General features: G+C 43.7%; 22 protein-coding genes. 5 read left to right on the top strand and 17 right to left on the bottom strand.

The features are described 5' to 3' along the window. Positions 1 to 10: 10 nt before the first annotated feature. A complete protein-coding gene (locus tag D0C36_RS00855) occupies positions 11 to 925 on the bottom strand; it encodes a DUF4238 domain-containing protein (RefSeq protein ID WP_117389705.1) in 915 nt (304 codons plus the stop codon). Positions 926 to 1,123: 198 nt separating this feature from the next. Further along, complete coding sequence (locus tag D0C36_RS00850; protein WP_117389704.1) at positions 1,124 to 1,354, bottom strand: hypothetical protein; 231 nt, start codon at positions 1,352 to 1,354, stop codon at positions 1,124 to 1,126. 331 nt (positions 1,355 to 1,685) lie between these two features. Between D0C36_RS00850 and yhhA the strand changes: the two genes are divergently transcribed. Genes yhhA through D0C36_RS00830 form a run of 4 tightly spaced genes read left to right on the top strand, consistent with a single transcriptional unit; the run spans position 1,686 to position 4,447 of the window. Beyond that, complete coding sequence (gene yhhA, locus D0C36_RS00845) at positions 1,686 to 1,874, top strand: YhhA family cyclophane-containing RiPP (protein ID WP_117389703.1); 189 nt, start codon at positions 1,686 to 1,688, stop codon at positions 1,872 to 1,874. A 6-nt stretch (positions 1,875 to 1,880) separates the two neighbouring features. After that, positions 1,881 to 3,011 (top strand): cyclophane-forming radical SAM/SPASM peptide maturase YhhB, encoded by a 1,131-nt coding sequence (yhhB, locus tag D0C36_RS00840; RefSeq protein ID WP_117389702.1) that lies wholly within the window; start codon positions 1,881 to 1,883, stop codon positions 3,009 to 3,011. Beyond that, on the top strand, positions 2,995 to 3,591 hold the full coding sequence (yhhC, locus tag D0C36_RS00835) for a cyclophane-containing peptide 2OG-Fe(II) oxygenase YhhC (protein WP_117389701.1): 597 nt from the start codon (positions 2,995 to 2,997) through the stop codon (positions 3,589 to 3,591). The genes yhhB and yhhC overlap by 17 nt, the downstream gene beginning before the upstream one ends. Beyond that, positions 3,578 to 4,447, top strand: coding sequence for an aKG-HExxH-type peptide beta-hydroxylase (locus D0C36_RS00830; RefSeq protein WP_117389700.1), 870 nt, complete (start codon positions 3,578 to 3,580; stop codon positions 4,445 to 4,447). Before yhhC ends, D0C36_RS00830 begins: the two co-directional genes overlap by 14 nt. Here the strand turns inward: D0C36_RS00830 and D0C36_RS00825 are convergent. From D0C36_RS00825 to D0C36_RS24430, 7 genes are all read right to left on the bottom strand, one after another. Next, positions 4,444 to 5,211: an HNH endonuclease family protein gene (locus D0C36_RS00825; RefSeq protein ID WP_117389699.1), complete on the bottom strand. Its 768-nt coding sequence runs from the start codon at positions 5,209 to 5,211 to the stop codon at positions 4,444 to 4,446. The genes D0C36_RS00830 and D0C36_RS00825 overlap by 4 nt on opposite strands. Continuing rightward, positions 5,208 to 6,638 carry an AAA family ATPase gene (locus D0C36_RS00820; protein ID WP_117389698.1) on the bottom strand — a complete coding sequence of 477 codons (1,431 nt, stop codon included), beginning with the start codon at positions 6,636 to 6,638 and terminating at the stop codon, positions 5,208 to 5,210. Before D0C36_RS00820 ends, D0C36_RS00825 begins: the two co-directional genes overlap by 4 nt. 185 nt (positions 6,639 to 6,823) lie before the next feature. Beyond that, positions 6,824 to 7,231 (bottom strand): hypothetical protein, encoded by a 408-nt coding sequence (locus D0C36_RS00815; RefSeq protein ID WP_117389697.1) that lies wholly within the window; start codon positions 7,229 to 7,231, stop codon positions 6,824 to 6,826. A 373-nt stretch (positions 7,232 to 7,604) separates the two neighbouring features. Continuing rightward, complete coding sequence (locus D0C36_RS24440) at positions 7,605 to 7,757, bottom strand: hypothetical protein (RefSeq protein ID WP_158557052.1); 153 nt, start codon at positions 7,755 to 7,757, stop codon at positions 7,605 to 7,607. 29 nt (positions 7,758 to 7,786) lie between these two features. Further along, positions 7,787 to 8,113 carry a restriction endonuclease gene (locus D0C36_RS00800; protein WP_117389694.1) on the bottom strand — a complete coding sequence of 109 codons (327 nt, stop codon included), beginning with the start codon at positions 8,111 to 8,113 and terminating at the stop codon, positions 7,787 to 7,789. Positions 8,114 to 8,984: 871 nt separating this feature from the next. After that, positions 8,985 to 9,137, bottom strand: coding sequence for a hypothetical protein (locus tag D0C36_RS24435; RefSeq protein ID WP_158557051.1), 153 nt, complete (start codon positions 9,135 to 9,137; stop codon positions 8,985 to 8,987). 51 nt (positions 9,138 to 9,188) lie between these two features. After that, complete coding sequence (locus tag D0C36_RS24430) at positions 9,189 to 9,356, bottom strand: hypothetical protein (RefSeq protein ID WP_158557050.1); 168 nt, start codon at positions 9,354 to 9,356, stop codon at positions 9,189 to 9,191. Positions 9,357 to 9,497: 141 nt separating this feature from the next. On the opposite strand from D0C36_RS24430, the gene D0C36_RS00790 reads away from it, so the two are divergent. Continuing rightward, on the top strand, positions 9,498 to 10,736 hold the full coding sequence (locus D0C36_RS00790; RefSeq protein WP_158557049.1) for a DUF3179 domain-containing (seleno)protein: 1,239 nt from the start codon (positions 9,498 to 9,500) through the stop codon (positions 10,734 to 10,736). Between the two features lie 15 nt (positions 10,737 to 10,751). On the opposite strand, the gene D0C36_RS00785 is transcribed toward D0C36_RS00790, so the two are convergent. The 8 genes from D0C36_RS00785 to D0C36_RS00750 all read right to left on the bottom strand — a co-directional run bounded on the left by D0C36_RS00785 (position 10,752) and on the right by D0C36_RS00750 (position 22,441). Then, positions 10,752 to 11,858, bottom strand: coding sequence for an acyltransferase family protein (locus tag D0C36_RS00785; protein ID WP_117389692.1), 1,107 nt, complete (start codon positions 11,856 to 11,858; stop codon positions 10,752 to 10,754). A 134-nt stretch (positions 11,859 to 11,992) separates the two neighbouring features. Beyond that, on the bottom strand, positions 11,993 to 13,444 hold the full coding sequence (locus D0C36_RS00780; protein WP_117389691.1) for a TolC family protein: 1,452 nt from the start codon (positions 13,442 to 13,444) through the stop codon (positions 11,993 to 11,995). Between the two features lie 5 nt (positions 13,445 to 13,449). Next, positions 13,450 to 14,820 (bottom strand): HlyD family secretion protein, encoded by a 1,371-nt coding sequence (locus tag D0C36_RS00775; RefSeq protein ID WP_117389690.1) that lies wholly within the window; start codon positions 14,818 to 14,820, stop codon positions 13,450 to 13,452. Beyond that, entirely contained in the window at positions 14,813 to 15,814 is a 1,002-nt protein-coding gene (locus D0C36_RS00770) for an ABC transporter transmembrane domain-containing protein (RefSeq protein ID WP_117389689.1), read from the bottom strand. Before D0C36_RS00770 ends, D0C36_RS00775 begins: the two co-directional genes overlap by 8 nt. Before the next feature lie 141 nt (positions 15,815 to 15,955). Beyond that, a complete protein-coding gene (locus tag D0C36_RS00765) occupies positions 15,956 to 16,270 on the bottom strand; it encodes a hypothetical protein (protein WP_117389688.1) in 315 nt (104 codons plus the stop codon). Between the two features lie 268 nt (positions 16,271 to 16,538). Next, complete coding sequence (locus tag D0C36_RS00760; RefSeq protein ID WP_147321908.1) at positions 16,539 to 16,931, bottom strand: hypothetical protein; 393 nt, start codon at positions 16,929 to 16,931, stop codon at positions 16,539 to 16,541. A 4-nt stretch (positions 16,932 to 16,935) separates the two neighbouring features. Next, positions 16,936 to 18,075, bottom strand: a complete 1,140-nt coding sequence (locus D0C36_RS00755; RefSeq protein ID WP_117389686.1) for an efflux RND transporter periplasmic adaptor subunit — start codon at positions 18,073 to 18,075, stop codon at positions 16,936 to 16,938. A gap of 4 nt (positions 18,076 to 18,079) precedes the next feature. Beyond that, a complete protein-coding gene (locus D0C36_RS00750; RefSeq protein WP_117389685.1) occupies positions 18,080 to 22,441 on the bottom strand; it encodes a CusA/CzcA family heavy metal efflux RND transporter in 4,362 nt (1,453 codons plus the stop codon). Between the last annotated feature and the right edge of the window lie 106 nt (positions 22,442 to 22,547).

The following is a 22,547-nucleotide window of genomic DNA, read 5'->3' as shown; positions in this document are numbered from 1 at the left end:
ATAGGTCAAATTATTCTACACCGAACCGGTCGTGGTCGAGTTGTTGGAGTTCGGGATGCGTCGTTACCATTTCTTTAGCCAGCTCGAACTGGTCCGTTACACAATAAACAGCACGGTAAGACTGCGATACCTGCATCGCGTTGTAATAGATGATATGTTGCACATCACTATGTATCAATACTTCGTTCTCATACGCTTCATATTGCTTGAACATGGTCCGTTCCACCAGCACCAGCAAATGGGTCGAAGACAGCGGCATGGCGATCTCGATACCCTCGGACCTGTAACCGTTATCGGACCGGTGTTCACGGCGTAGATGCGGCGTTTTAACGACAGGATGGTCGGAGGTATAATACGGTGTATTGGTAATGTTTTTAAAGACCAACCAGATATGACTGTCCAGGATCTTGATGAGGCTTTCCTTAAATTCTGTATCAAAAAAAAGTTGTTCCAGGTGACTTTGTTTTGCCCGGTCTGCCGTATTATCTTTTCGCATTTCGGTTATCATTTCCTCGCTCAGCCAACCTGATTGCACTAACTTATCCTGAAATTGCCGGAAGCCTTGGAACATATTTTCGCGATGCGCTTTCGTACGAATGATCTGGAACATGACCAGGTCACAAAGAATGGCCCGCATATCTTCGTTCAATGAGATGATCTCCCTGTTATCGATCGCGTCAAGCAGCCATTTCAGGAATGGTGCATACAGTTCTTCAACCTGGCTGAGGTATTTTTCCACCGGCTGATCCGTCCCTAATGCATCGTCGAAAGCAGAATGGTCATAAAAGAAATTTTCATTGGCCATGCTCTGTGGATTGGTCGAAAAAACTTTTTGACTGTCTTTATGGAAAGCCAGGCACTTACCATTCTCGTCCAGAAAATGCTTTAAATAAAATCGGGGAACATAATGTTGGTTCTTAACCATGACAAGTTTCAGGCTTTATGATTAAAAAATAAAAATACAAAAAAGCGGGAGTTTATCAGGGCGGTGCCTGTGGCTCGGGCTATCCGACGTTGCGCGGCCCATTTTCGCCCCGTGTTTTGCCGGTTGGTCGACGAGGGTCAGGTGCAAAACACAAGGCGCTTTTTTCGCGGCGACTGCTATAACAGGCCTGTGCCTGAATTAACTAAAAGAAGAGCCCAACTTGTGATTAAGGTTCTTTTGAAAACTGTCGAAGTAAGGTTTACTTTCAGGCTGCTTCGCCAGTTCTTCCGCCAGAGTGTCCGATATGGTTTTCAGGAGTTTCTCGTAGAGGAATGCCGAAAAATCGGAAGGGTTATTATCGGCGCTCATTTTATGCCCTGAGGCACGTGCGAAGTCATCTTTCAGTTGCTGGGTAAGTGTATTATTCATACTTTATTTTTGATCTAAAAATAGCCAAAAAAGACCACATCTGTGATTTTAGAAAACATCATCCTATTTTTCGGGATAGCCTTTATGATCAATAACGAGAACGATACCATAAATTAAGTTACGATACAAAATATTAATTATTTGAAAATTAAATGCTTATGAATACAAAAAGCCTTTGAATTCAAATGATAGGTTATTGTTTCATGAGATTTGCTCCTTAAATAACGAGTCATTGCGGACTTATTTAATGATTTAAAGATCAATCCATTACAAAATAAAAAAAATAAGGCTATTTTTATTGATAACTTTACCTAATTATCAAGGCCCTTTTATGGAAAAAACAAACGAGAAAGACCTTCAAAACGAAGCGCCGGAGCAACAAACGCAGCAGATCATTATTGACCATACGAAAATGGACAATGAGGTTCTGAAACGCCTGATCGGCGAGATCGATTTTGAGAAAGAGAACCGCATTCACTCTTATAACAGAACTCATAACCGTCATAACCGCGGGAGATAATCAGGATTGGAAGCGCTCATAGATACGGTTTTACTCAAGGTGGCCAGCAGGTGCAATATCAATTGCACGTATTGCTATGTCTACCACATGGGCGATGATAACTGGTCCCGCCAGGGCAAGTTCATGTCGGGTGAAACCATTGAAGCGACCGCGCGCGAACTAAAAAAAGTGGCTGACCTCCAGGGTAAGCCTTTCAGCATCGTCCTTCATGGTGGTGAGCCTTTCTTATTAGGCGCGGAACGGCTAAAATTCCTATTGTCCACACTGCGTAACGTTTTATCCCCCGAGTTTCCGATCAGTATACAAACCAATGGCGTATTGATCACGCCGGAACTGTTGGATATTTGCTCCTCATACCGGGCGAGTGTTGCGGTGAGCATTGATGGTCCGAAAGAAATACACGACCAATGGCGCATCGGCCATACCGGTAGCGGAACTTTTGACGAGGTGGTCAAAGGTTATCAGATACTTAAAGCACATCCCGACCATCTTTTTCTCAATGCCGGCCTGCTAGCCGTTGTTGACCCTTTTTCCGACCCGGCGGAGGTTTATTACTTTTTTAAATCATTAGGCGCGCCCAGTGTGGATTTTCTGTATAAAGACGGCAATCACGACCGCCTGCCTTTTGGCAAACGGTCGCTATTCTCGACAGAATACGGGAACTGGATGGTCCGATTACTTCAGGTTTACCTGGCCGACCACGAACCGTTGCCCATCAGGGTATTGGATGATATGCTGAAGGTGCTGCTGGGCGGGATCGTTTCTAAGGAAGGTTTAGGCATTACGGATTTTGGCATTCTGATCGTCGATACCGATGGCACACTCACTAAGAACGACACACTGAAAAGTGCGTTCAACGGCGCGGACCAATTCAGCCAATCGGTTAATATCAAAAATGGCGACCTATCGACATTCTTGTATTCGGAAGATTTTGAAGAATACCGCAGGATGCAGCGGCCTTCAGTTGCCCAGTGCCTGAAATGTCCTTATCTCGACCTTTGTGGGGGCGGCATGATACTGCACCGCTGGAAAAATGAAACGGGATTTAACAATACATCCGTGTATTGTGCCGACCAGATGCTGTTGATAGATGAAATGAAAGCCGCTTTAGCGAAGATATATGGAAACGTTGCCTGAGATCATAGATATACCCTTACACAGTTCGGTATTGAACCGGGAGCCATTTCCGCATTTTAGTGTCAATGAAGCGCTCAGCCAACGAAAGGCCGGTGAATTGCTGGACTGGTTCGAGGCGAACGCATACTGGTCATTTACCGAAACCGATTTTTATACGCAGTATGAGTTCAGCTTACTGGATCTTGAACTACCGGAACATTTGCGGTTCCTCAATAGCTTGGCAACGCTTGACGCGTTGGCGGAACGTTTCAGCCATTTATTTGAACGACCGTTAAAGGTCATCGAGATCACCGCGCACAAGTTGGTTAATGGACACCGGATGGGGGTGCATAACGACTTCATCGGCAGTGCGGAAACCCACAGACTGGTTATTCAGCTAAATGACCACTGGACAGACGAAAACGGTGGCTACCTGATGCTGTTTCATACAAAGAATCCTTCGGATGTCGCGAAAGTTGTCCGACCATTGCACAATACCGGTATTGGCTTTGAAATATCTGACCATTCCTATCATGCGGTTTCCACCGTCCATGATTTTACCCGTTACACTTTAGTCTACACGTTCAATGCTGCCGGATGATTTGCTGAAGAAAGACATCAAAGCGTTTCTTAGTTCACCGTTTCCGCTTTGGGAAAACCAGTTGACAAACAAGCTGGTCGCTTTAGAGTACGAACGCTTACTGTCAATTCAGATAGACGGTCGTTTAGCTTATGCTACTGCAACCGCCCTGCATCAAACTAAGTCTGACACAGATAAGCAATTTCTCGCTGCTTACGCCTCCAACATGATCTACCTGGAGGCGCCCGATAAAGACCACTTAGCCGGATTTTACGAAGAACACGGATTGTTACCGCTAAACAAGCGGGAATTGGTCAGGCAGCGGGCAGCAACCAAGCTGAAAGCCGCTTTAGAACTATTGGCGGAAATACCAGAGTGTGTCGCTTGTATCGCCAGCCTGGTCAACTGTATCCAGGTGATCGCCAGTGAAGGCCCGGATTATGATACCAGTTACAGCCACCCCGCGATTCCCTTTACGATATTTTTATCTGTCTGCGAGGATGACAGCCCCTTATCAACTATAAGGGTAGCTGAAGGTATCTTACATGAGGCGATGCACCTGAAATTAAGCCTTATCCAACAACAGGTGATTTTGGTCGAACCCGGTTCAAAAGAAACCTTTTACTCTCCATGGCGTGACACGGAGCGCCCCTTGATGGGGGTGATACACGGATTTTTTGTTTTCAGGGCCATCCAAAACTTTATGAAACAGTATTTGGCTCAATCTCAAACAGACAATTCCACCTTCAATCACTTGTCTTATCGTCTGTCCGATATAGAGGCTGACTTCCGCGCGCTACAAAATTTTTCCACCTGCAAAACGCTTAGTAAAGCGGGCATAAAATTCACTACCAAGCTACTCGAGCCGATAGCTTAAGTAGTCACAATATTAAATTGGGACAGGTAATTCTTAGCCACACTTGAGAACTCTGCACTTTCCGTTTGGCAGTTCCGGAGATAGTTTTTTGCGGATTGGACCTGAAGCGGGGTATGACTATCCTGCGCTGACAATATCCAAATACGCGCCTCTATATCCTTAATAAGCTTTGCCCTTTTATTATTTAACTCATCCCGGTCCAAACCGCAGATGTCTATTGTAGCTTGGCCGAACTCGCTATGATACATGACAAACTGGTCCTTAAAATAAATGTGGCTTTCCGGGTCCATAACCCCTGATCCTGTGGGGTCTAACAGTAAAGGTACTTCATCAGCAACATTATCCTTATGGGATTTCGCACGTTTTAGATCGTCTTTAAGTGGAAAAAGATTGCCTTTAAACGAGGTGTTACAACGCCCGCAGACAAAGAAAAGATTGCTCCAATCATAGGCGAGCCAGAAATAACCCGGCTTGGTCATTTTCTTCTGCTTTCGGTCAATCTTATAACCTTTTTTCGGACGGAAATGTTCGACCGCGCCATACTCGTCGACCTGTTCCTTCTCACAAAAGCAGCATTTATTATGTTGTGCTTTTTTTAGTGCTTTTTTAACAGATTTAGCGCCGTAAACGGCCGTCTTGATTTTGAGGTCCTTTAAAAACTTAGCGGCATCGTCATGAAATGCCTTGTTATTGGCCTTCGTCAGGCCAGGACCGTCATTTTTTAACTTTTTTGGAATTACCGCGGGTCTGATAATCCGGATCATAGTTCAATCTTTATCTTTTTAGTTTTGATTTTTTCTACCACTTCGGAGATCAATTTTCTATTCTCTATCTCTTCGGGATTTTCACCAATTGGGAATTCGGTCATTTTTTGTGTTAGCTCATCCAGTTCTTCACGCTGCGCTTTGGTTGGCTTTTTTATGCGATTCAACTCTTGCTGCCTTCTCAGCATCTCCTCGTATTCGATGCCGCGTGATGTTTTAAGGTCAAAAAATTCACTGGTGAGGATCTGATCCACCCGCCAGCCATCGATCCCTTTTGGTTCATTCAGAATATCAACACCTGATTGTCCCAGTCTGAGTACCGCATAGTTCTCCCTTAAGGCAGCTTGCACCATCAATGGACTGTGCGCAGTTGCGATGAATTGTATATTGGGAAAGTGTTCAGATAGGTTTTGAATAATATCGCGTTGCCATTTAGGATGCAGGTGTAGATCGACTTCATCAACGATGCAGATAGCTGGTTCTTTAAAAGGGTCTTTGCTTTTGGGAAACTCATTGAATAGCCTCCATGAAAGATCAACGATCCAGGACATTACCGTTTTGTACCCTAGACTGAAGTCTTTGAATGCGATCTTTTTGCCATGCCGGGTGGTAATTAATATTTCCCCTTGTTTAATTTGATTTTTGACGAGTTTAGGCGTAGTGATCTCGATGTCTGTTTCAGCCTGAATATCTGGCAAAATGCTCTTGAAGGCTTGCTTTACAGAGGACAGATATTTTTGGTACTTTTCTTTTTCATTCTCATCGGCCCCGAAGGCGGCATAATTGATGGTATGAAGTACTTCCTCGGCATCGTAGAGCACTGTAGAATCCGTCAGAAAGCTGGTGATGGTGTCTTTCATATAAGCTTCATTTAGATTCGCTTTCCCCAATACTCTGGAAGCGCTGTAAGCAAATATAAAAACCTCGTTTGTCAGGAACAGATCGTCCGAGTTGGTGTCGAATTTATGATGGACGTCTTTTAACTTGTGATCAGCACCCAACTCGATCTTCATGCTGGAATAGCACCAGGGCGCTCCTTTGGGAAGCTTTTTGCCGGGAAGTTTATGCCCGCCCAGGAATATTCCCTTGATGAAGGTATGTTCTTTTTCAACGTTGATCCCTTTCCTGACAAGCCGCTCTAACGTTTCATTTTCCTCAAAATTAATTGTGGGTTCAATAGCTGATTTTTTAATGTTTTGCCCAAGGTCATCATTCTGGTCAGGCAAGTCTGGTTTCATCCAGGCAATACATTGCAAAAGACTTGACTTACCAATACCGTTGTCACCTAAGATCAGGGTCCAGCGAGGTAAGGTACCATCGGGTTTTTCAAATTCTAAAACAACGTCACCGAAGGTTCTCAAATTCTTTATTTCTAAAGATTTGATATATATCGATGTCGTATTTTTTGTATTAGGCTTTATTTGCATGCTATCAGTTTTGAAAAAGATGGTTAAAATCCGGCAACGCTACCACTTTGTCCGTGCTGCGTGTATTCACAAATGTATTATATATTATTAACATGTGCGACGGTTTAAATATCGCTCGACAAGCAATTTTCTACAATAAATATAATATGATAACCGGGTTGTCATGATTTGCGTGATGCTAAATACTACGTGGTTTCTATGGCGTTCAGGCCGCCTTGCTCACTACGAACGATGTCCAGTTGTTGACGCAACTGTTCATGAAGATCAATGGATAACTTTTCTTTAAATAACTCGAAGTGCTTGACGTAACTAAATTGTGCGTAATCTTTTAAAAGATCGTATTGATCTTCCCCCACGGAGAATTCATAAAATTTAAAAGTGGACAAAGTCGTAAATCTATAATAGAGGGTTGTTCCTTCCAGTTGACTTGAAAGATTTACGTGAAACTGAGCTGTTTCGCTGTCAATATTTATATCTGACAGGAAAGGTGAAAAATATACATAGTGTTTAAAATCATATTCTTCACCAACTGGAATATTGGGCTTAACTTCTTCTACTGTTGTTCCTTGGTAGGTAACTTGAACATCATTCATGAGTTTGGCTTTAGGTTGCAGTTTAATTGTCTGAAGGTAAATGAAATATTAAGCCGCTCTTTGATAAGGTCAATCTTCTTTTATCAAACAGCTCGTTCATGATCATCCAGACTTGGTTAGTCAGTGTAAACGATTTTTTAGAGCTTTTATCAATGTTCGCAAAGTATCCGGTGATGGATATTTTGTCGAACGCTATTTCTTCGTTCGGTTGTTTATAGAGCAATGTACGGTTAAGCGGATAGGTTATCGTCGTGGTCTTTAAAAATTCCCCTCTGTTTTGTAATTCTTTAGAAAACTCGCCCAAGAATTCACTTAATGAAAAGACGTTACCTCTCGTGTCGGAGAATTTAACATAGTGCATGTTTATCAATTCTTATTCATCAGCAATTGTGATTATTTTACCGCCAATATCTATGCTGGTAGCGACTCCGCGTGACACGAATGCCTTAAGATGAAGATTCAACATCCCGATTTCGACCGTTTTATTGAAGTGTTCATCTTTTTCTCCGGCTTCCCACAGTTCCATCAGTTTGATACCCTTGTGTTCTGCATAGGTCACTGTGTCTTTAGTAAATCCTGTTTTACAAACGATGATGCCGCTAGCATATCAGCATCTGACATGATTTCAGAAAGCTTCATAACAACATCCTTATTTACTTTCTTGTCCCAGCACTTGCATTCGATAGCCGTGAGCAATTGGCGTTCACCGTCAAACTGTTCGGTCAGCACATCTATCTGATGCTCCACCTTAGACCTTCCTATGACTTTACAATTACGGCCATAACCTTTGACTTTGATATTATACGGCGCGCCAAGTGCGCCATAAATGTATTGGGTTATAGCTTCGTAATCTTCCCAGTTGAGTTCGTTTTTATCAGACATTGTTTTCAGGTATCCTTCTGCCTTAGCATTTGGTTATTATTATAAAGCTAAACATTTCCGAAATAATTCTGTGATCCATCGTACCGTAACGTTCAATTTATCGGTAGTTTACGCAAGTTTTATTTAGCTTAAACACAATTAAATCACTTAATGTGACCAATAAAGACGATGGCTGAAGATTACTGAGACGGCCTTAATTTTCTTAATTAAAAGGCTGGTATTCTAGTGGTGTTTGCCCCATATGCTTCTTGAATAACTGTGCAAAATGCTGCGGTGTTAGTAACCTTAGTTATATTAAAGGACAACACTTTTCGGGTGTGGTATTTTAAGACGGTGCTCTAGCACTGAATGACGATAAACTTCGTTTAAACACATATTTATCTCTATTTTTAGTAAGATAAGGATACAGCTGCCATGGGAAAACGACAAACATGGTTTCGAAGAATCAGTAGGTAGCTTGTCTAAAGAAGGACAAGTATTTTCAAAATTGATATGAGTTTCAGCGAGAAAGTACGATACATAGGTAGCTATCAACTCACGTTCGCCCCTGCTTAACGTGTTGTTATCATCGCGAAGCAAAACTTCAGCAAGGGCGTTTAGCGGCCTTTCTGTTTCGGGGCGATAAGCCATCAACCCGCGAATGCCTGGCAAGTCGTTATTGGAACAATAGCATATACCCACCCATATTAAACAGGAGTACAAATAGCATCACTATTGCCAATATCTTTTTCAAGAAACAGTTGATAATTAGGTTTTAGTAAATTTAGATGTATAAATTAAAATACAAGCGCCAGTCAATAATATTATAACACTTTAAAATAAAAGCCCCGCTCTGTAGCGGGGCTTTTTATATAATTCAATATAGCTAAGCTTATGAATCTGCCGACCAACCGGTAGACCAGCCTGCGTTGTTAGAACGTTCCTGTTTTACCAGTGCATCAAATTTAACCGCTTGTTTTGGGGTTAACTGTGCTTTAATTTTTGAGATGGTTTCTTTACGAACAGGGGCCAGCGCTTTTGCCATTTTAGCATTATCGCCATTTTCCTGTTTTTTAATCGCCTCAAACTTGTTAGCCTATTCCTGGTAAATGGCACTTACCTTTTCGCATTGTTTGTCGCTCAAAGAAAGCTTTTTTTGCAACTCCATGGCTTTTTCTTTTGGGGCGCCTGTTTTAACAGTTTGTGCAAATGAAGCCGATGTTAAGCCAATTAACAAAGCGGCAAGAAAAAAAAGTTTTCTCATTGTTTGTTTTGTTTTTAATTATATATATTGCTGTTGTAAATATATGTAATTTTTATGTTACGTATATATAACCAATTATAAACCAAAAAGTTTCGTTTCATGCCAAGTGTGCCTGCGTGTATCGTACTTAACGATACACCTATGACTGTTAATGACGGATTTACTATTCCTGCGCCTAAAACAGCGGTTAGAAAAACCTGGTTATTTTGGCTTGCTATGTGTTTTTTGTTTCTCCCGGGCTTGGTACACGCCTACCTTCTAATGCCTTTTCCGGGCAGTCAAAATTTAGAGGCTATAAAGCTTTGCTACTATCTTGAGAAGATAATTTGGCCACTGCGCATTGTCGGTGCTGTTGCAATAATAGTTTACGCGTTTTACTTTGGTGCCGAAAAACGTTCAAAAAAAATAATGCTTCCGGTTATATTTTTTGCAGGCGCTGCAACATTTTATGTAACCGATATTCAATTTAAGGCCGAAGAAATGTTTAAAGAGCCGGTTGCCCCTGCCTTTGCCAATGTTTTTAAAAATAAGGTTCCGCAAGATTACCTGGTGGTTGGCGTGGTACATAATGGTGTTGCCAAGGCCTACCCTATTATTTATCTGGGCTATCATCACAAAATACAGGATGAGGTTGGTGGCTTACCTGTTTTGGTTACTTATTGTACCATGTGCCGCACCGGCAGAGTATTTAGCCCGGTAGTCAACGGCAAACGCGAAAACTTCCGGTTGGTTGGTGCAAGGCATTACAACGCCGTTATAGAAGATGGAACTACCGGAAGCTGGTGGTATCAGGCAACGGGTGAAGCAGCTGCAGGCAGTCGCGAGGGCGAGAAACTTGCCGAGGTGCCTTATCAGCAAGCAACATTAGCTGCCTGGCTGGAGAGATACCCAAGCTCATTGGTGTTACAACCGGAGGAGCAATTTAAACCGGATTATGCCGATCTTAAAAAATATGATGTTACCCAGCCTTTAGACAGAGACTCTAACATTGTTAATAAAGACACGCTGGTTAGAAAGAGCTGGATACTTGGCATTAATTTAAACGGCCAGGCCAAGGCCTATGATTGGCGACAATTGGTTAAAGCTAAAGTTTTCAATGATGTTGTAGGCAAAACTCCTTTATTGGTAACTATAAAAAAAGATAAGCAAACTTTCCAGGCCTGGAACACCGTTGTTGATGGCAAACAGCTCCACTTTAAAACAGGAACTGCAGACCAATTAACAGATGTAGAAACAAACTCTTTATGGGATAACAATGGTTTATGCGTATCAGGCGTCAATAAAGGAAAACAACTAACAAGCATACAATCTTATCAGGAATACTGGCACTCGTGGAAAAACTTCCACCCAAAAACCAGTTATTTGGCCACACTTAATTAGAGGTATCAAGATCTTTTAAGCCAGTTTCTTCCGTAGCCATTTACGTACCGGTTCATCATACCATTTTAACGCAGCGTAAGCCAACGCTATCCCACCTACTAAAATAAGCAAAGCATAAGGCCAGGCTTGCGTTAGCGTAATGCCTTTATTCTCGCTTATCCAGGCCACATAGAAGTAAACCAAAGGGTAATGAACCATGTAAAGCGGATACGATATATCACCTAAAAATTTACACACCTTATTCTCTGTTTGGCTTTGTATAACGCCGCTGGCTCCCAGGTAAACTATCATTGGGAATACAAAGATGATGCAAACAGATTCGTAAATACCATTCATCCAAAGATGCTCAGCTCCACCTACACGAGGCATATATAACACTAATGCAACCAAAAGGCTGCACCACAAAAAGGCATTCTTAATTTTAGCCGGTTTAATTACCCGAGACATTAATAAGCCCGCAAAGAATGGAAATATGGTACGTGTTATACCAAAGCGAACCTGCTCAGCATTCAGCGTCCAACCGCCGCTTACATCACCGTTAGTTATGGCGAGATGAGCCAGCGCAATGGCCCCGATAATAACCAGGATAGTTAACGCTGTTTTTGAGAATTTCCTGATCCAAACGGCATAAAGAATATTGGCTATGTATTCAAAAAATAACGACCATCCCACACTATTTAATGGGTGCATTTCCTGCCAGCCACGGATATCAAGCGATAATGGTACGGGCAAAATAGTGTATCCTACCAGCAGCACCAGCAGCATCTTCCAAACCGGTACGGTATGGATAAGCGGCCACAGCGTTGAATCGGTAAAATAAAAACCGATGGCACCCATAGTCATCCCTAAAACAACCATAGGCTGCAGGCGCTCTATACGCCTGCGGAAGAAACTACCAACCGTCATTTTCTGCCAACGATCGTCATAAGCATAGCCGATAACAAAGCCAGATAGCAGAAAGAAAAAATCGACAGCCAGATAGCCGTGATTAACCAGGATATCCAAATGGCCTGTGCCTAACGGCTCGGTAAGATGAAAAGTTACTACAATGATGGCTGCAACGCCGCGAAGTCCATCTAATATAGGGTAATGTGGCTTGGTGGCCAGTTCATTGTTGTTCATCAGTAGTTTGAGGGTATAATTAGTTCTGAATAATCGCAGCAAAATATAAAATGTTTGGCAGACATTAAAAAATTTGGAACCATATCAGAAACAAAAAAGGCTATCCGCACAACCAGATAGCCTTAGAAACAAAACTACAGATTTTGCCGTGTACCTGCTTTGTAGTACAATTCGGCAAGGGTTTTCTGATAGCCGGAGATCATGCTCTCGCGTTTTATCTTCATGTCTATCAGTTTACTTTCGCGGCTGTTGATCAGGAACAGGGTGCTCTCTCCCAGTTCAAACTTCTGCAGCTCACCCGTAAGCAGTAGTTGCTGGTTGTTTATGCTTTGCACCTGTACCCCTAACTGCGATCGGTAGGCCGTTAAGCTGTTGTACGAGCTAAGGATATTGTTATTGATCTCCCTGCCCGTTTGCTGCACATCATAATTTAGTTGTTGCTGTTTGATTTTCACCTCACGAAGTTTACCGCGTTCGGCGCGTAGAAACAATGGAAAAGCGAACTCCAATCCCACTTTATAGTTGCGCCAGTTAAAATCGTAATAATCGGGCACGTATGAGTTAAAATCCCGGCGCGATGAAATAAGTGCACCTGTGATATTTATCTTTGGTTTCATTACTTCCTGGCGGTATCGGCGCTCAATATCCAATTGTGTGCCCTTTGCGCGTAGTTTTACCAACTCGGGGTGTTGTGTACCAGCCTGGCCAACCAAACTATCCAAAACAGCATTACCCGGCAGCGTAACTTTCTCGCTCACTAATTGCGGAACGGCATTTTTCGGTAACTCAAGCGGGGTACCTTGTTCGCTCCACAAATGGTTAGAGAGCACCAGCATGGCATTCTGCATCTCAATAACGCTTTTAGCCAATTGTATTTGCCTATCTTGCACGGTAATACTCGCCTCTACCGAATCAATTGGTGGCTTATCTCCTATCAACGTTTGGTTACTCACAGCCTTAAAACGTTTCTGTGCAAGCTCCACGCCTTCTTTCAGTAAAACATATTCGCGGTAGCTATAATACCAGCTCCAATAATCTTTAACAGCACTGTACCACACACTGTTTATCTGCTTTACTTTATCAGCTTCGGCGTAGCTTACCATGGCCTTTGCCTGCCAAAGCGTGCTGCGCCTTGCATCAATCAGCAAACCTTGCCCTATCGGGATGCTTAAGCCTACTGCAGTAAGGCCATCTGTGCCTGTGCGTGTTTCGGGGTTGGTGTAGGTACCTACATTACGGTCATAGCCAACTTTAAGGTCGGCGCCGGCAACATAGAGCGGTATTTTCAATTCGCTACCCCAGTTGTTGTAATATTCGGTAGTACCAAACAGCTTTCTACCGAATGATGCTTTTATAGCCGGATCAAAGTAACCTAATGATTGTAATACATTAGCCTTTGCCGCCTCGCTTAACAAACCCGCCTGTTTAACTATAGGATGGTATTTGAATACCAGCGCTTCGAGATCTGATAACGCAAAAACGCTGCCCGTATCGGCCTTTGGCGGTGATTGCGCATAGGCCCTCGTTATAAAAATTGCTGCGGCTATGATCACCGCAACTATATATTGTTTCAATTTTACTGTCATTGTTGTTATCCTTTCTTGCCATCTGTAGCTTTTGCCGCAGGTTCTTTCTCAAGGCTTGGCGGGAAACCATTTAACTGTCGCCATATTTCGTACCACAGCGGCACCGAGCGCAGGATGATACGGCCGTATACGCCCGATCCCTGGCGCAATTGAACAGGCCATTCCTCATCATTCTCGGGTAGTGGCGTAGTTGGTTTTATCAGCAAACGATATTTGCCGCCATTGCTGCTTACGCGGTCTATAGCCCAAACTTTACCTGCAAACGTACCCACCGCTACCGAAGGCCATCCAGAGAACTGTACTGATGGCCAGCCTTCAAACTGCAGCCGCACATCGCTTGTATCTAATATCAGCGGTACATCCATGGCGTTCACATAAAGCTCAGCAGCCACTTTGGGGTTTTTTGGCTGAAGCGTAGCGATTGATTCACCCTCTTTGATGTTCTCACCAATACCAGCCTTCAATGTTTTCACCACAAATCCCGACTGCGGCGCTCGCACCACATATAGGCCCCTGCGGATAGAGATATTTGAAATATCGTTACGCAGTTTGGCAATATCACCACGCGCACTTGCCCTGCTCGAAAGTGCCGAACTCATATCAGATTGTGCCTTAGCCAGCGATTCCTGGTATTTTGCACGGATATTATCCAAATCGATGCGGGCATTCAACAATGCCTGCTTTGAGTTGTTCAGCTTATTTTGCTGGCCGATAACTTTAGCGTTATCTTCCTGCAACTTCAACCTGCGAGTTTCAATATCCGTAAGCGAGAACAATCCATTCTTATAACCCGCCTCGTAACGGTCTAAACGCGATTTCGAGGTCTCGTAGAAGTTGTGAACCGCCACAAGATCGGCGCTATCCATTTTTACGTAGTTAACAGATTGCTGTACCTTATTTTCGGCGGCAGATAGCTGAAAACGTAATCCACTTGTCATCGCCCTGATCTGCGCATTGGTGGCTTCCATTTTTTGTACAGCAGCATCCTCACTGCCTCTCTTGGCTTCCAATTGCTCATCTAAACGTTCCGGTAGTTCAGGGTCAAAATATGATTGTGTTGTCTCAGAGATCACCAGTATGGTATCCCCTTTCTTAACTTCTTGCCCCTCGCGTACAGCCCAACGCTCAATACGGCCACCAATCTGGTTTTGTACTGTTTGCGGACGGTCTTCGGGGTGCAGGGCCGTTACCGTACCCTTACCAGGGATGGTTTGTCGCCATGGTAACAGTAATATGATGATGAACAACACCAGGCAAATGCCCATAATACGGCCAAGCAGGCGCGAACTTTTGATGTTGATCATTTCGTCGTTTGATTGCACTGCCAGGTCTTCCATGTGCTTATTGTGCAAACCGTGTTGTGATAGCTTAGCCATGTTGTGGTGCTCCTTCCAATTCAAGATCGGTAACAACGGCCAGTTTCTCGCTGCCGGTAACCATATCAAATACAGTGTTCATGTTTGTTAAAAGTTTCTCTACGGCGTAGCTTATCTGTACAATAATTACCTCTGCAGCAACAAACTGCCCAAAGGTCATTTCGCGCTCAACTACGAAGAAAGATCCCAGCATCAGCAAAGCGCCCATCAAAATGGTACGCAGCGCTACAGAACCCATAAAGTATTTGCGTAGAACACTAAAGTGACTGTTACGGGCCGATAAATACTTTGCGTTGATCTCATCTGTAGTCTTTACCACGCTATCCATCATCGCTGGATTACCACGGTATTTATCCAGGTCGCCGGCTACGTTTTCCAGGTGCGCAACCAGTTCATATTTATGATGCGATTCATCCAGGCTGGTATCAACACCTTGTTTGTAGTATAACAATACGATCACCACTATCACGATGATAGCAAGCAAGCCCACCGCCATAAATACCGGGTGATAAAATGATAAAAGGATAGCGCTGAAGAAGATTTGTACAGCTGCTGCCACAATATCAACCAATAATTTAGTGAGACCTTTTTGTATGGTTAGGATATCGAAGAAGCGGTTAACCAACTCAGGCGGGTGCTCGCCGGTCAGTTCATCTTTTTTAATGCGCGGTAAACGAAAGGCAAACTCCATTGATGCCTTGGTAAATATCTTTTGCTCCAGGAACTCTACCAGTGTAAGCTGGCCAATCAGCAGCGAGCCGCCGATGACAATACCTATCAGCACCACGGCTATCAAAATATATGTTGAACTATACATTGCCCCGTTTGATAACAGGTTGAATACAGCTGTAGTACCCAATGGTAAGGTTAAACCTATCAAACCGATAAGGATAGCGTAAACGAAAATGTAGTTGATAGTATTACGTTCGTAATGTAATATACGCGCCAGCCTTTGCCAGGGCGTAACAGCATTTGCATGCTTTGTTTTTTTCATAAAAACAGGTTAAAAGCTAATTGTAAATTTTATTAGTAAGGGTATTGCTTAGCGCAGTGCAGGCATGGTAAATGCAGCCCATATTAGATTATTGGGTACATGTTATCAGTTGCAACCGGCAAGCTGATTTAGAGAGAAATGCTAACAGAAATTAGGAGGCGGGGTAAGCACTACCCTAAGTGGTTCGGCAAAAACGCCGAAAACATAAACATCCCAATGCACAGACAATGGTGTTGCCCAGGTAAGTGATCTAAAGAAAGTAGGATTCTCAAAGCATGAGTAAAGTTTTTTGGCACTTTTGTCAAAACTATCTTCTCCTAAGGCTTTGCTTTCGCTGCCTGTAGTGCTGTCATCGTCGGCAGGGTTATCTGCAGAAATACACCTGTGATGCGCTGCAACATAGTGGTCAATAAAAAGGTCGCACGACTTTATCACGAACACTGTTATGAGCAGCATTCCTAATAATCCGCAGATGGATGACCTTCTTAAAAATCTAACTAATTGCATTGGCGCAAAGGTAACTATTAATTACACTAAGTGTTTTACCAATACCCCACAAAAATACAATTTGAGACACTAAAATGACCGATTTTACAATTCCTTAAAACATATATTAGAAACACATTAGAGACTTATTAGAAAGTGATAAGAATGTTAGTAAACTGCGTTTTTACCATAAAAAAATCCACTCTTTTTAGGAGTGGATTTTTATTAGCCTAACATTTTATCGCAGCGTGGTATGCAACTTCAATTCGTAATCATTCTGTCGTTGCCGGTCGGTAATTATTATACTGTCGGCACCTTCAATACCCGCGTGATTATCGCGCTCAAAGCCGGCAGCGTAAACATAGTAAGTACCCGGCATAAGGTTATGGAAAACTACCTCACCTATTGCATCGGCCTTTTGCATCTTATCGTACTCATCATTCAGGCTATCGGGATGATATGTGCTATCACGGTTAAGATATACCGATGCGCCATTTATTTTGATGCCGTTGTGCTCCACAATCACTTTAAGACTACCGTTGGCCGTACCATCCTTTTTACAGGCGGCCATGCCCCAAAGTAAAACAACAAAGCCGGCTATGAACAGGCGCCTGCATGTTATCAATCTCATTTTATTATTCATCTTCTGCACTGTTCTTTAACTTCATTAGCAAAGCATAAGCATTTTTGGTAACTATCGTTGTTTTATCCGTTAGGCCCTCCCCGCTTACCTGCTGTTTGCCGGCATTGGCATTACCTAAGGCTACAGGAGTAATTTTAAAGTTGTTATTGCCCTGATCAACAAAAACATAGTGTTTGTTTTGCCAGCGTACTACCGCATCCTCGTTAACGGTTAAGGCAGTTGCGTTTTTCACTTCTACCTCGGCGTTCATGAACATGCCCGGCAATAACGATGCATCAAACTTTTCAAAATGGCAATGCACACTGGCCATACGGTCCTCGTCAAGATTTTTGCTGATCAGGATGATCTCGGCTTCGTATTTTTTATCAGGATTATCAGTTGTGTAAGTGATCACCTTTTGGCCTACTGACAGCTGGTTTACATCCTTCTCAAACACATTTAGCGCCAGGTGGATATCTTTAGGGTTTACCAGTTCAAACAGTACATCTGTCGGTGAGGTGTATTTGCCTATGTTCACATTTACCTTTGATACAAAGCCATCTATAGGCGAATAGATATTTACACTCTTAGAGATATTACCGGCAGTTAACCTGTTCGGGTTAATGCCTATCAGTTCCAGCTTTTGCGCTAATGAACGCATGTTGATGCGCTGGGTCTCCATCTCAGTACGGGCCTGCTCCATCACCTTGTCGCTGCTGGCTTTGCTGGCGTTTAGTTCCTGCTGGCGCTTATACTCTTTCTCTGCAAACAGTTCCTTCTCACGGGCCGAGAGGTAATCTTGTTGGATCTGGATGAATTGCATATCTTCCAGCACACCTAACACTTCACCTTTGCGTACGTGCGCACCCGGTAGTAATTCCGTGCGTTTAAGGTAACCGCCTAAAGGGAAACTTACGCTAACAGTACTTTGCGGCGGTACATCAATACTACCTTGCAACTTTAAAACACCACTTACGTTTTCGTTTGATGGCATGCCTGTTTGGATACCCGCATTTTTCATTTGTGCAGGTGTTAGGGTTACCATTAAGGTATCAGCCTGCTTTTCTTCTTTGGCTTCTTTCTTTGGTTTTTCGCCGCCGCATGAGGCAAACAGCACCGTTGCGGCAAGGATCGATAATATATATGTCTTCATCTTTTTATTGATTGTTGAGTTTTTGAACCTGTATAGCCGACTGGTTATAATTGTTCAGCATATCCAGGTATTCGTTTTTAAGGCTGATGGCCTGATCTACCAGTATTACCCATTGCAGGTAATTGATATCGCCACCGGTAAATTGTTTATCGGCAGTTGAGATAATAAGGGCGGCATTTTTGTTGCCCTGCTTCTCGTAGTATTCTAAACTGGTTGCATATTTCTGCAACTGGCTGTTGGCATTCTGTAACTCTGTTTGCAATTGCTGCGAGGCCAGTTCAGTACGTTTCTGTGCCATTTGCCATTCTACCTTTGCGGCAGATGCTTTGGCCGACTGCGCTCCCCAGAACAAGGGAATACTTACGCCAGCGGCTATATAGTTAAATCGCTTGCCTGTACCGTAATAGGTCTCTGTGCCATTAACAAATTGTGAGCCTGCAATACTTTGGTTATTATACCCTGCAAAGAAATCAGGCAACAGTTTTGACCTCTCCGTTTTCCAGCGGTAACGGGCTGCTTCGGCCTGGTGGTTATAAACCTGCAAAAGCGGTAGTTTATCATTTGAAGGCTGCGTATATAGCATCGGATCTACGTTAATACGTAGTGTATCTGTTTTAGGGATATACGTTACACTATCATGCAGCAATAAGTTAAATTGCTTTAGTGCTACTTCTTCATCACCCAATAATAAATTTAACTGGTTAGTTATTTGCTGATGATGGGTTTGAGCGGTAGTTTGCTCCAGCACATTGGCCTCACCTACTTTAAAACGCAGGTTGGTTTTCTTCTCGAACAAAGTGTAAATGCTATCCGCGTAGCGTAAAAGCTTTTTCTTTCCGTCTATCCATAATAGCTGATAATACAGCTTACGAACATCAGCTTTGATATCCTGACGGGTTAAAGCGGCTTGCGCACCGGCTGAGAGATAATTCTCCTTCAAAGCCTTCTTCTGGTTGCTGTAAACTGTTGGGAAGCTAATGGATTGTGTGATACCGAAACGTGTATCGTTTATCGCACTGTTGATCTGCCCGTAATCGGCAGAGATCTGCGTTTTGGCGATATCGAAACCTGTTTTCTGGCGGATGCTTTCTGCTTTCTCGTTCAGGCTGGCGGTTTGTACCTGCAAGTTATTGTTCAGCGCTATTTGTAAGGCCTGGTTAACGCTTACAGGTTGCTGTGCATTTGCTGTTGATGCAGATAATCCAAACAACACCAAACCTATCATAACAGCCTTACCTGTTGCAGGCACTTTTACTTTACCAATAAACAAGAGGTAAAGCGCCGGCAGCACAAATAAGGTTAGGAACGTAGCCGTGATCAATCCACCGATAACTACAGTAGCCAGCGGGCGTTGTACCTCGGCACCGGCACCGTTGCTGAGCGCCATAGGCAAAAAGCCTAATGATGCTACTGCTGCGGTCATTAGTACAGGCCTTAAACGGTTACGGGTACCTTCCATTACCAGTTTTAAAGGATCGGTTATTTTACCCTCATCACGGATGCGGTTAAATTCGGATATCAATACAATACCGTTCAAAACGGCCACACCAAACAAGGCGATAAAACCAACGCCTGCTGAGATACTGAAAGGCATCCCTCTCAAAGCCAAGGCAAACACCCCACCTATGGCTGATAGTGGGATAGCCGTGTAGATCAACGCACCTTCTTTGATAGACGAGAACGCGAAATACAACATCAGGAAGATAAGCAATAATGCCACCGGAACAGCAATACCCAAACGTTTTTTAGCCTGCTGCAGGTTCTCAAATGCACCACCGTATGTAATGTAATATCCCGGCGCAAGTTTTACCTTACTATTCACTTTCTGCTGAAGTTCTTCTACTATCGATTGTACATCCCTGCCCCGAACGTTAAAGCCTACCGTGATACGGCGTTTGGCATTCTCGCGCTGTATCTGATTAGGGCCTTCTACTTCGTCAACACTTGCTACCTGGTAAAGCGGAATCTGTATGCCCGTTGGCGTTGAAATGAGCAGGTTTTGTACATCGCTTAAATTGCGACGGCCTTCGCTGCCTACGCGTACTACCAGGTCAAAGCTTTTATCACCCTCGTAAACCTTACCTGCGGCGGCACCCGCAAAGGCCGCGTTAACAGTGCGGTTCACGTCATCTATATTCAGCCCGTATTTGGCTATTTCGGCACGATTGTATTTGATCACTACCTGCGGCATACCAGTTACTTTTTCAACGTACAGGTCGGCAGTGCCATCAACAGTCCTGCTGATAGCACCAATTTGTTCAGCGTAGCGTGCAAGGGCGTTCAGATCTTCGCCGAAGATCTTACACACCACATCCTGTTTAGCGCCTGTCATCAGTTCGTTGAAGCGCATTTGAACAGGGAACTGGAAACTGGTGGTCACGCCCGGCACAGCTTCCTGCACCGCTGCCGACATTTTTGAGGCCATTTCCTGGAAAGATTTGGCGCTCGTCCACTCCTTTTTATCTTTTAGTACAATGATCACATCGCCACCCTCAATAGGCATCGGGTCGGTAGGTATTTCGGCACTACCGATACGGGATACTACTTTTTCTACCTCGGGAAATTTCTTTTGCAGCAAAGCTGAAATCTGTTGTATGGTACCGATGGTGGTACTCAGGTTAGTACCTACTAACAAGCGCGTCTCTACGGCAAAATCGCCCTCTTCTAACTGCGGGATAAACTCGCCACCCATCCGGCTGAATATAAATATAGCCACCGCAAACAATCCAAAAGCTGATGCTACCAGCACCTTACGGAAGCCCATCGCTTTAGCCAGCCAGCGTTGATAAACACCCTCTATCTTGTTCATCACCCTGTCAGACAGGTTGGCTTTATGCGTCAGTTTTTTGCTGATGAACATCGAGCTGATCATCGGTACATAAGTTAACGACAGGATAAACGCACCTAAAATGGCAAAGGCTACCGTCTGCGCCATTGGTTTAAACATTTTGCCCTCGATGCCTGATAGCGATAATATCGGCAAGTAAACAATAAGAATAATGATCTGCCCAAAAACCGCAGCATTCATCATGCGCGAAGCAGATCCTGTTACCTCTGTGTTCATCTCATCCTGAGAGAGATTATCTACTGTGGCATATCGTTTAGAGAAATGCAGGTGATGCAAAATAGCCTCAACAATGATTACCGCGCCATCCACTATCAAACCAAAATCCAGCGCACCTAAACTCATCAGGTTACCGCTTACACCAAAGGTGTTCATCATGATGATGGCAAACAGCATGGCCAATGGAATAACCGAAGCCACTATTAAACCGGCACGCAGGTTACCGAGGAATATCACGAGTACGAATACTACTATCAAAGCACCCTCTAATAGGTTACTTTCAACCGTACTGATGGCATTGTTCACCATTTTTGTCCTATCGAGGAATGGCTCTATCACCAGGCCATCGGGCAAGGTCTTCTGTATTTCGGCGATGCGTTTTTTAACATTTACGATAACCTCTGATGAATTGGCGCCTTTAAGCATCATTACTATGGCACCGGTTACCTCTCCGGTAGGGTTGTAGTTTAAGGCACCGTAACGTGTAGCCGCGCCAAGTTTTACATCCGCAACCTGTTTAATCAGTACCGGTGCGCCTGTGGCATTTACTTTTACCACGATGTTCTCTATATCGGCAATACTGCCTGCCAAACCCTCGCTGCGGATATACATCACTGTTGGGCCCTTTTCTATGTAGGCACCGCCGGTATTCTGGTTATTGGTATGCAGCGCGGTAAACACATCGGTAATGCTCAGGTTAAGTGATTTTAACCTTGCGGGATTAACCGCAACCTCATATTGTTTCAGCTCGCCGCCAAAGGTTGATACATCGGCTACGCCTTTGGTACCCAACAATTGCCTGCGGATGATCCAGTCTTGTATGGTACGCAGATCGGCCAGACTGTATTTATCTTCAAAGCCCGGCTTTGGGCGTACTACATACTGGTATATCTCGCCAAGGCCTGTACTTACCGGGGCAAGCTCGGGCTTGTTGGCATTTTCGTTAATATCCACCTGTTGCAGGCGTTCGGTGACCTGCTGGCGTGCCCAATATATGTCGGCATCATCATCTAACACGACGGTAATTAGCGACAAGCCAAAGCGCGACATGCTGCGGCTCTCTTTAAGGCCCGGGATGTTACTGATGGCCTGTTCTATCGGGAAAGTGATCAATCGTTCCACGTCCTGTGCGCCAAGCGCCGGTGCGGTAGTGATTATCTGTACTTGGTTATTGGTAATATCGGGCACGGCATCAATTGGCAGGCGCGTAACTTCGTACACACCGTAAATGATCCAAAGCCCCATAAATAAGCCAATTACCAGTTTATTTTTAACTGAGAATTGTATGATCTTATTAAGCATGAATTTGCTGTAAATAATTTGCGACTATACCTGCTTAAAATGCAGCTAATGCAAAGCAGCATCAAAGCCTTAAAGGCCTTGTTGCAGGTAATTAAATAAAATGGAT

It is taken from the genome of Mucilaginibacter conchicola, assembly GCF_003432115.1.
GTDB classification, from domain to species: domain Bacteria; phylum Bacteroidota; class Bacteroidia; order Sphingobacteriales; family Sphingobacteriaceae; genus Mucilaginibacter; species Mucilaginibacter conchicola.
Note: the sequence above shows the minus strand (reverse complement) of the source record. Positions and strands in the feature narration are given on the sequence as shown.

Excerpts from the sequence above, each read along its gene's own strand:
- D0C36_RS00855 (WP_117389705.1), bottom strand. The coding sequence starts at position 925 with ATGGTTAAGAACCAACATTATGTTCCCCGATTTTATTTAAAGCATTTT.
- D0C36_RS00850 (WP_117389704.1), bottom strand. The coding sequence starts at position 1,354 with ATGAATAATACACTTACCCAGCAACTGAAAGATGACTTCGCACGTGCC.
- yhhA (WP_117389703.1), top strand. The coding sequence starts at position 1,686 with ATGGAAAAAACAAACGAGAAAGACCTTCAAAACGAAGCGCCGGAGCAA.
- yhhC (WP_117389701.1), top strand. The coding sequence starts at position 2,995 with ATGGAAACGTTGCCTGAGATCATAGATATACCCTTACACAGTTCGGTA.
- D0C36_RS00830 (WP_117389700.1), top strand. The coding sequence starts at position 3,578 with ATGCTGCCGGATGATTTGCTGAAGAAAGACATCAAAGCGTTTCTTAGT.
- D0C36_RS00825 (WP_117389699.1), bottom strand. The coding sequence starts at position 5,211 with ATGATCCGGATTATCAGACCCGCGGTAATTCCAAAAAAGTTAAAAAAT.
- D0C36_RS00820 (WP_117389698.1), bottom strand. The coding sequence starts at position 6,638 with ATGCAAATAAAGCCTAATACAAAAAATACGACATCGATATATATCAAA.
- D0C36_RS00815 (WP_117389697.1), bottom strand. The coding sequence starts at position 7,231 with ATGAATGATGTTCAAGTTACCTACCAAGGAACAACAGTAGAAGAAGTT.
- D0C36_RS24440 (WP_158557052.1), bottom strand. The coding sequence starts at position 7,757 with ATGGAACTGTGGGAAGCCGGAGAAAAAGATGAACACTTCAATAAAACG.
- D0C36_RS00800 (WP_117389694.1), bottom strand. The coding sequence starts at position 8,113 with ATGTCTGATAAAAACGAACTCAACTGGGAAGATTACGAAGCTATAACC.
- D0C36_RS24435 (WP_158557051.1), bottom strand. The coding sequence starts at position 9,137 with ATGGCAAAAGCGCTGGCCCCTGTTCGTAAAGAAACCATCTCAAAAATT.
- D0C36_RS24430 (WP_158557050.1), bottom strand. The coding sequence starts at position 9,356 with ATGAGAAAACTTTTTTTTCTTGCCGCTTTGTTAATTGGCTTAACATCG.
- D0C36_RS00790 (WP_158557049.1), top strand. The coding sequence starts at position 9,498 with ATGACTGTTAATGACGGATTTACTATTCCTGCGCCTAAAACAGCGGTT.
- D0C36_RS00785 (WP_117389692.1), bottom strand. The coding sequence starts at position 11,858 with ATGAACAACAATGAACTGGCCACCAAGCCACATTACCCTATATTAGAT.
- D0C36_RS00780 (WP_117389691.1), bottom strand. The coding sequence starts at position 13,444 with ATGACAGTAAAATTGAAACAATATATAGTTGCGGTGATCATAGCCGCA.
- D0C36_RS00775 (WP_117389690.1), bottom strand. The coding sequence starts at position 14,820 with ATGGCTAAGCTATCACAACACGGTTTGCACAATAAGCACATGGAAGAC.
- D0C36_RS00770 (WP_117389689.1), bottom strand. The coding sequence starts at position 15,814 with ATGAAAAAAACAAAGCATGCAAATGCTGTTACGCCCTGGCAAAGGCTG.
- D0C36_RS00765 (WP_117389688.1), bottom strand. The coding sequence starts at position 16,270 with ATGCTGCTCATAACAGTGTTCGTGATAAAGTCGTGCGACCTTTTTATT.
- D0C36_RS00760 (WP_147321908.1), bottom strand. The coding sequence starts at position 16,931 with ATGAGATTGATAACATGCAGGCGCCTGTTCATAGCCGGCTTTGTTGTT.
- D0C36_RS00755 (WP_117389686.1), bottom strand. The coding sequence starts at position 18,075 with ATGAAGACATATATATTATCGATCCTTGCCGCAACGGTGCTGTTTGCC.
- D0C36_RS00750 (WP_117389685.1), bottom strand. The coding sequence starts at position 22,441 with ATGCTTAATAAGATCATACAATTCTCAGTTAAAAATAAACTGGTAATT.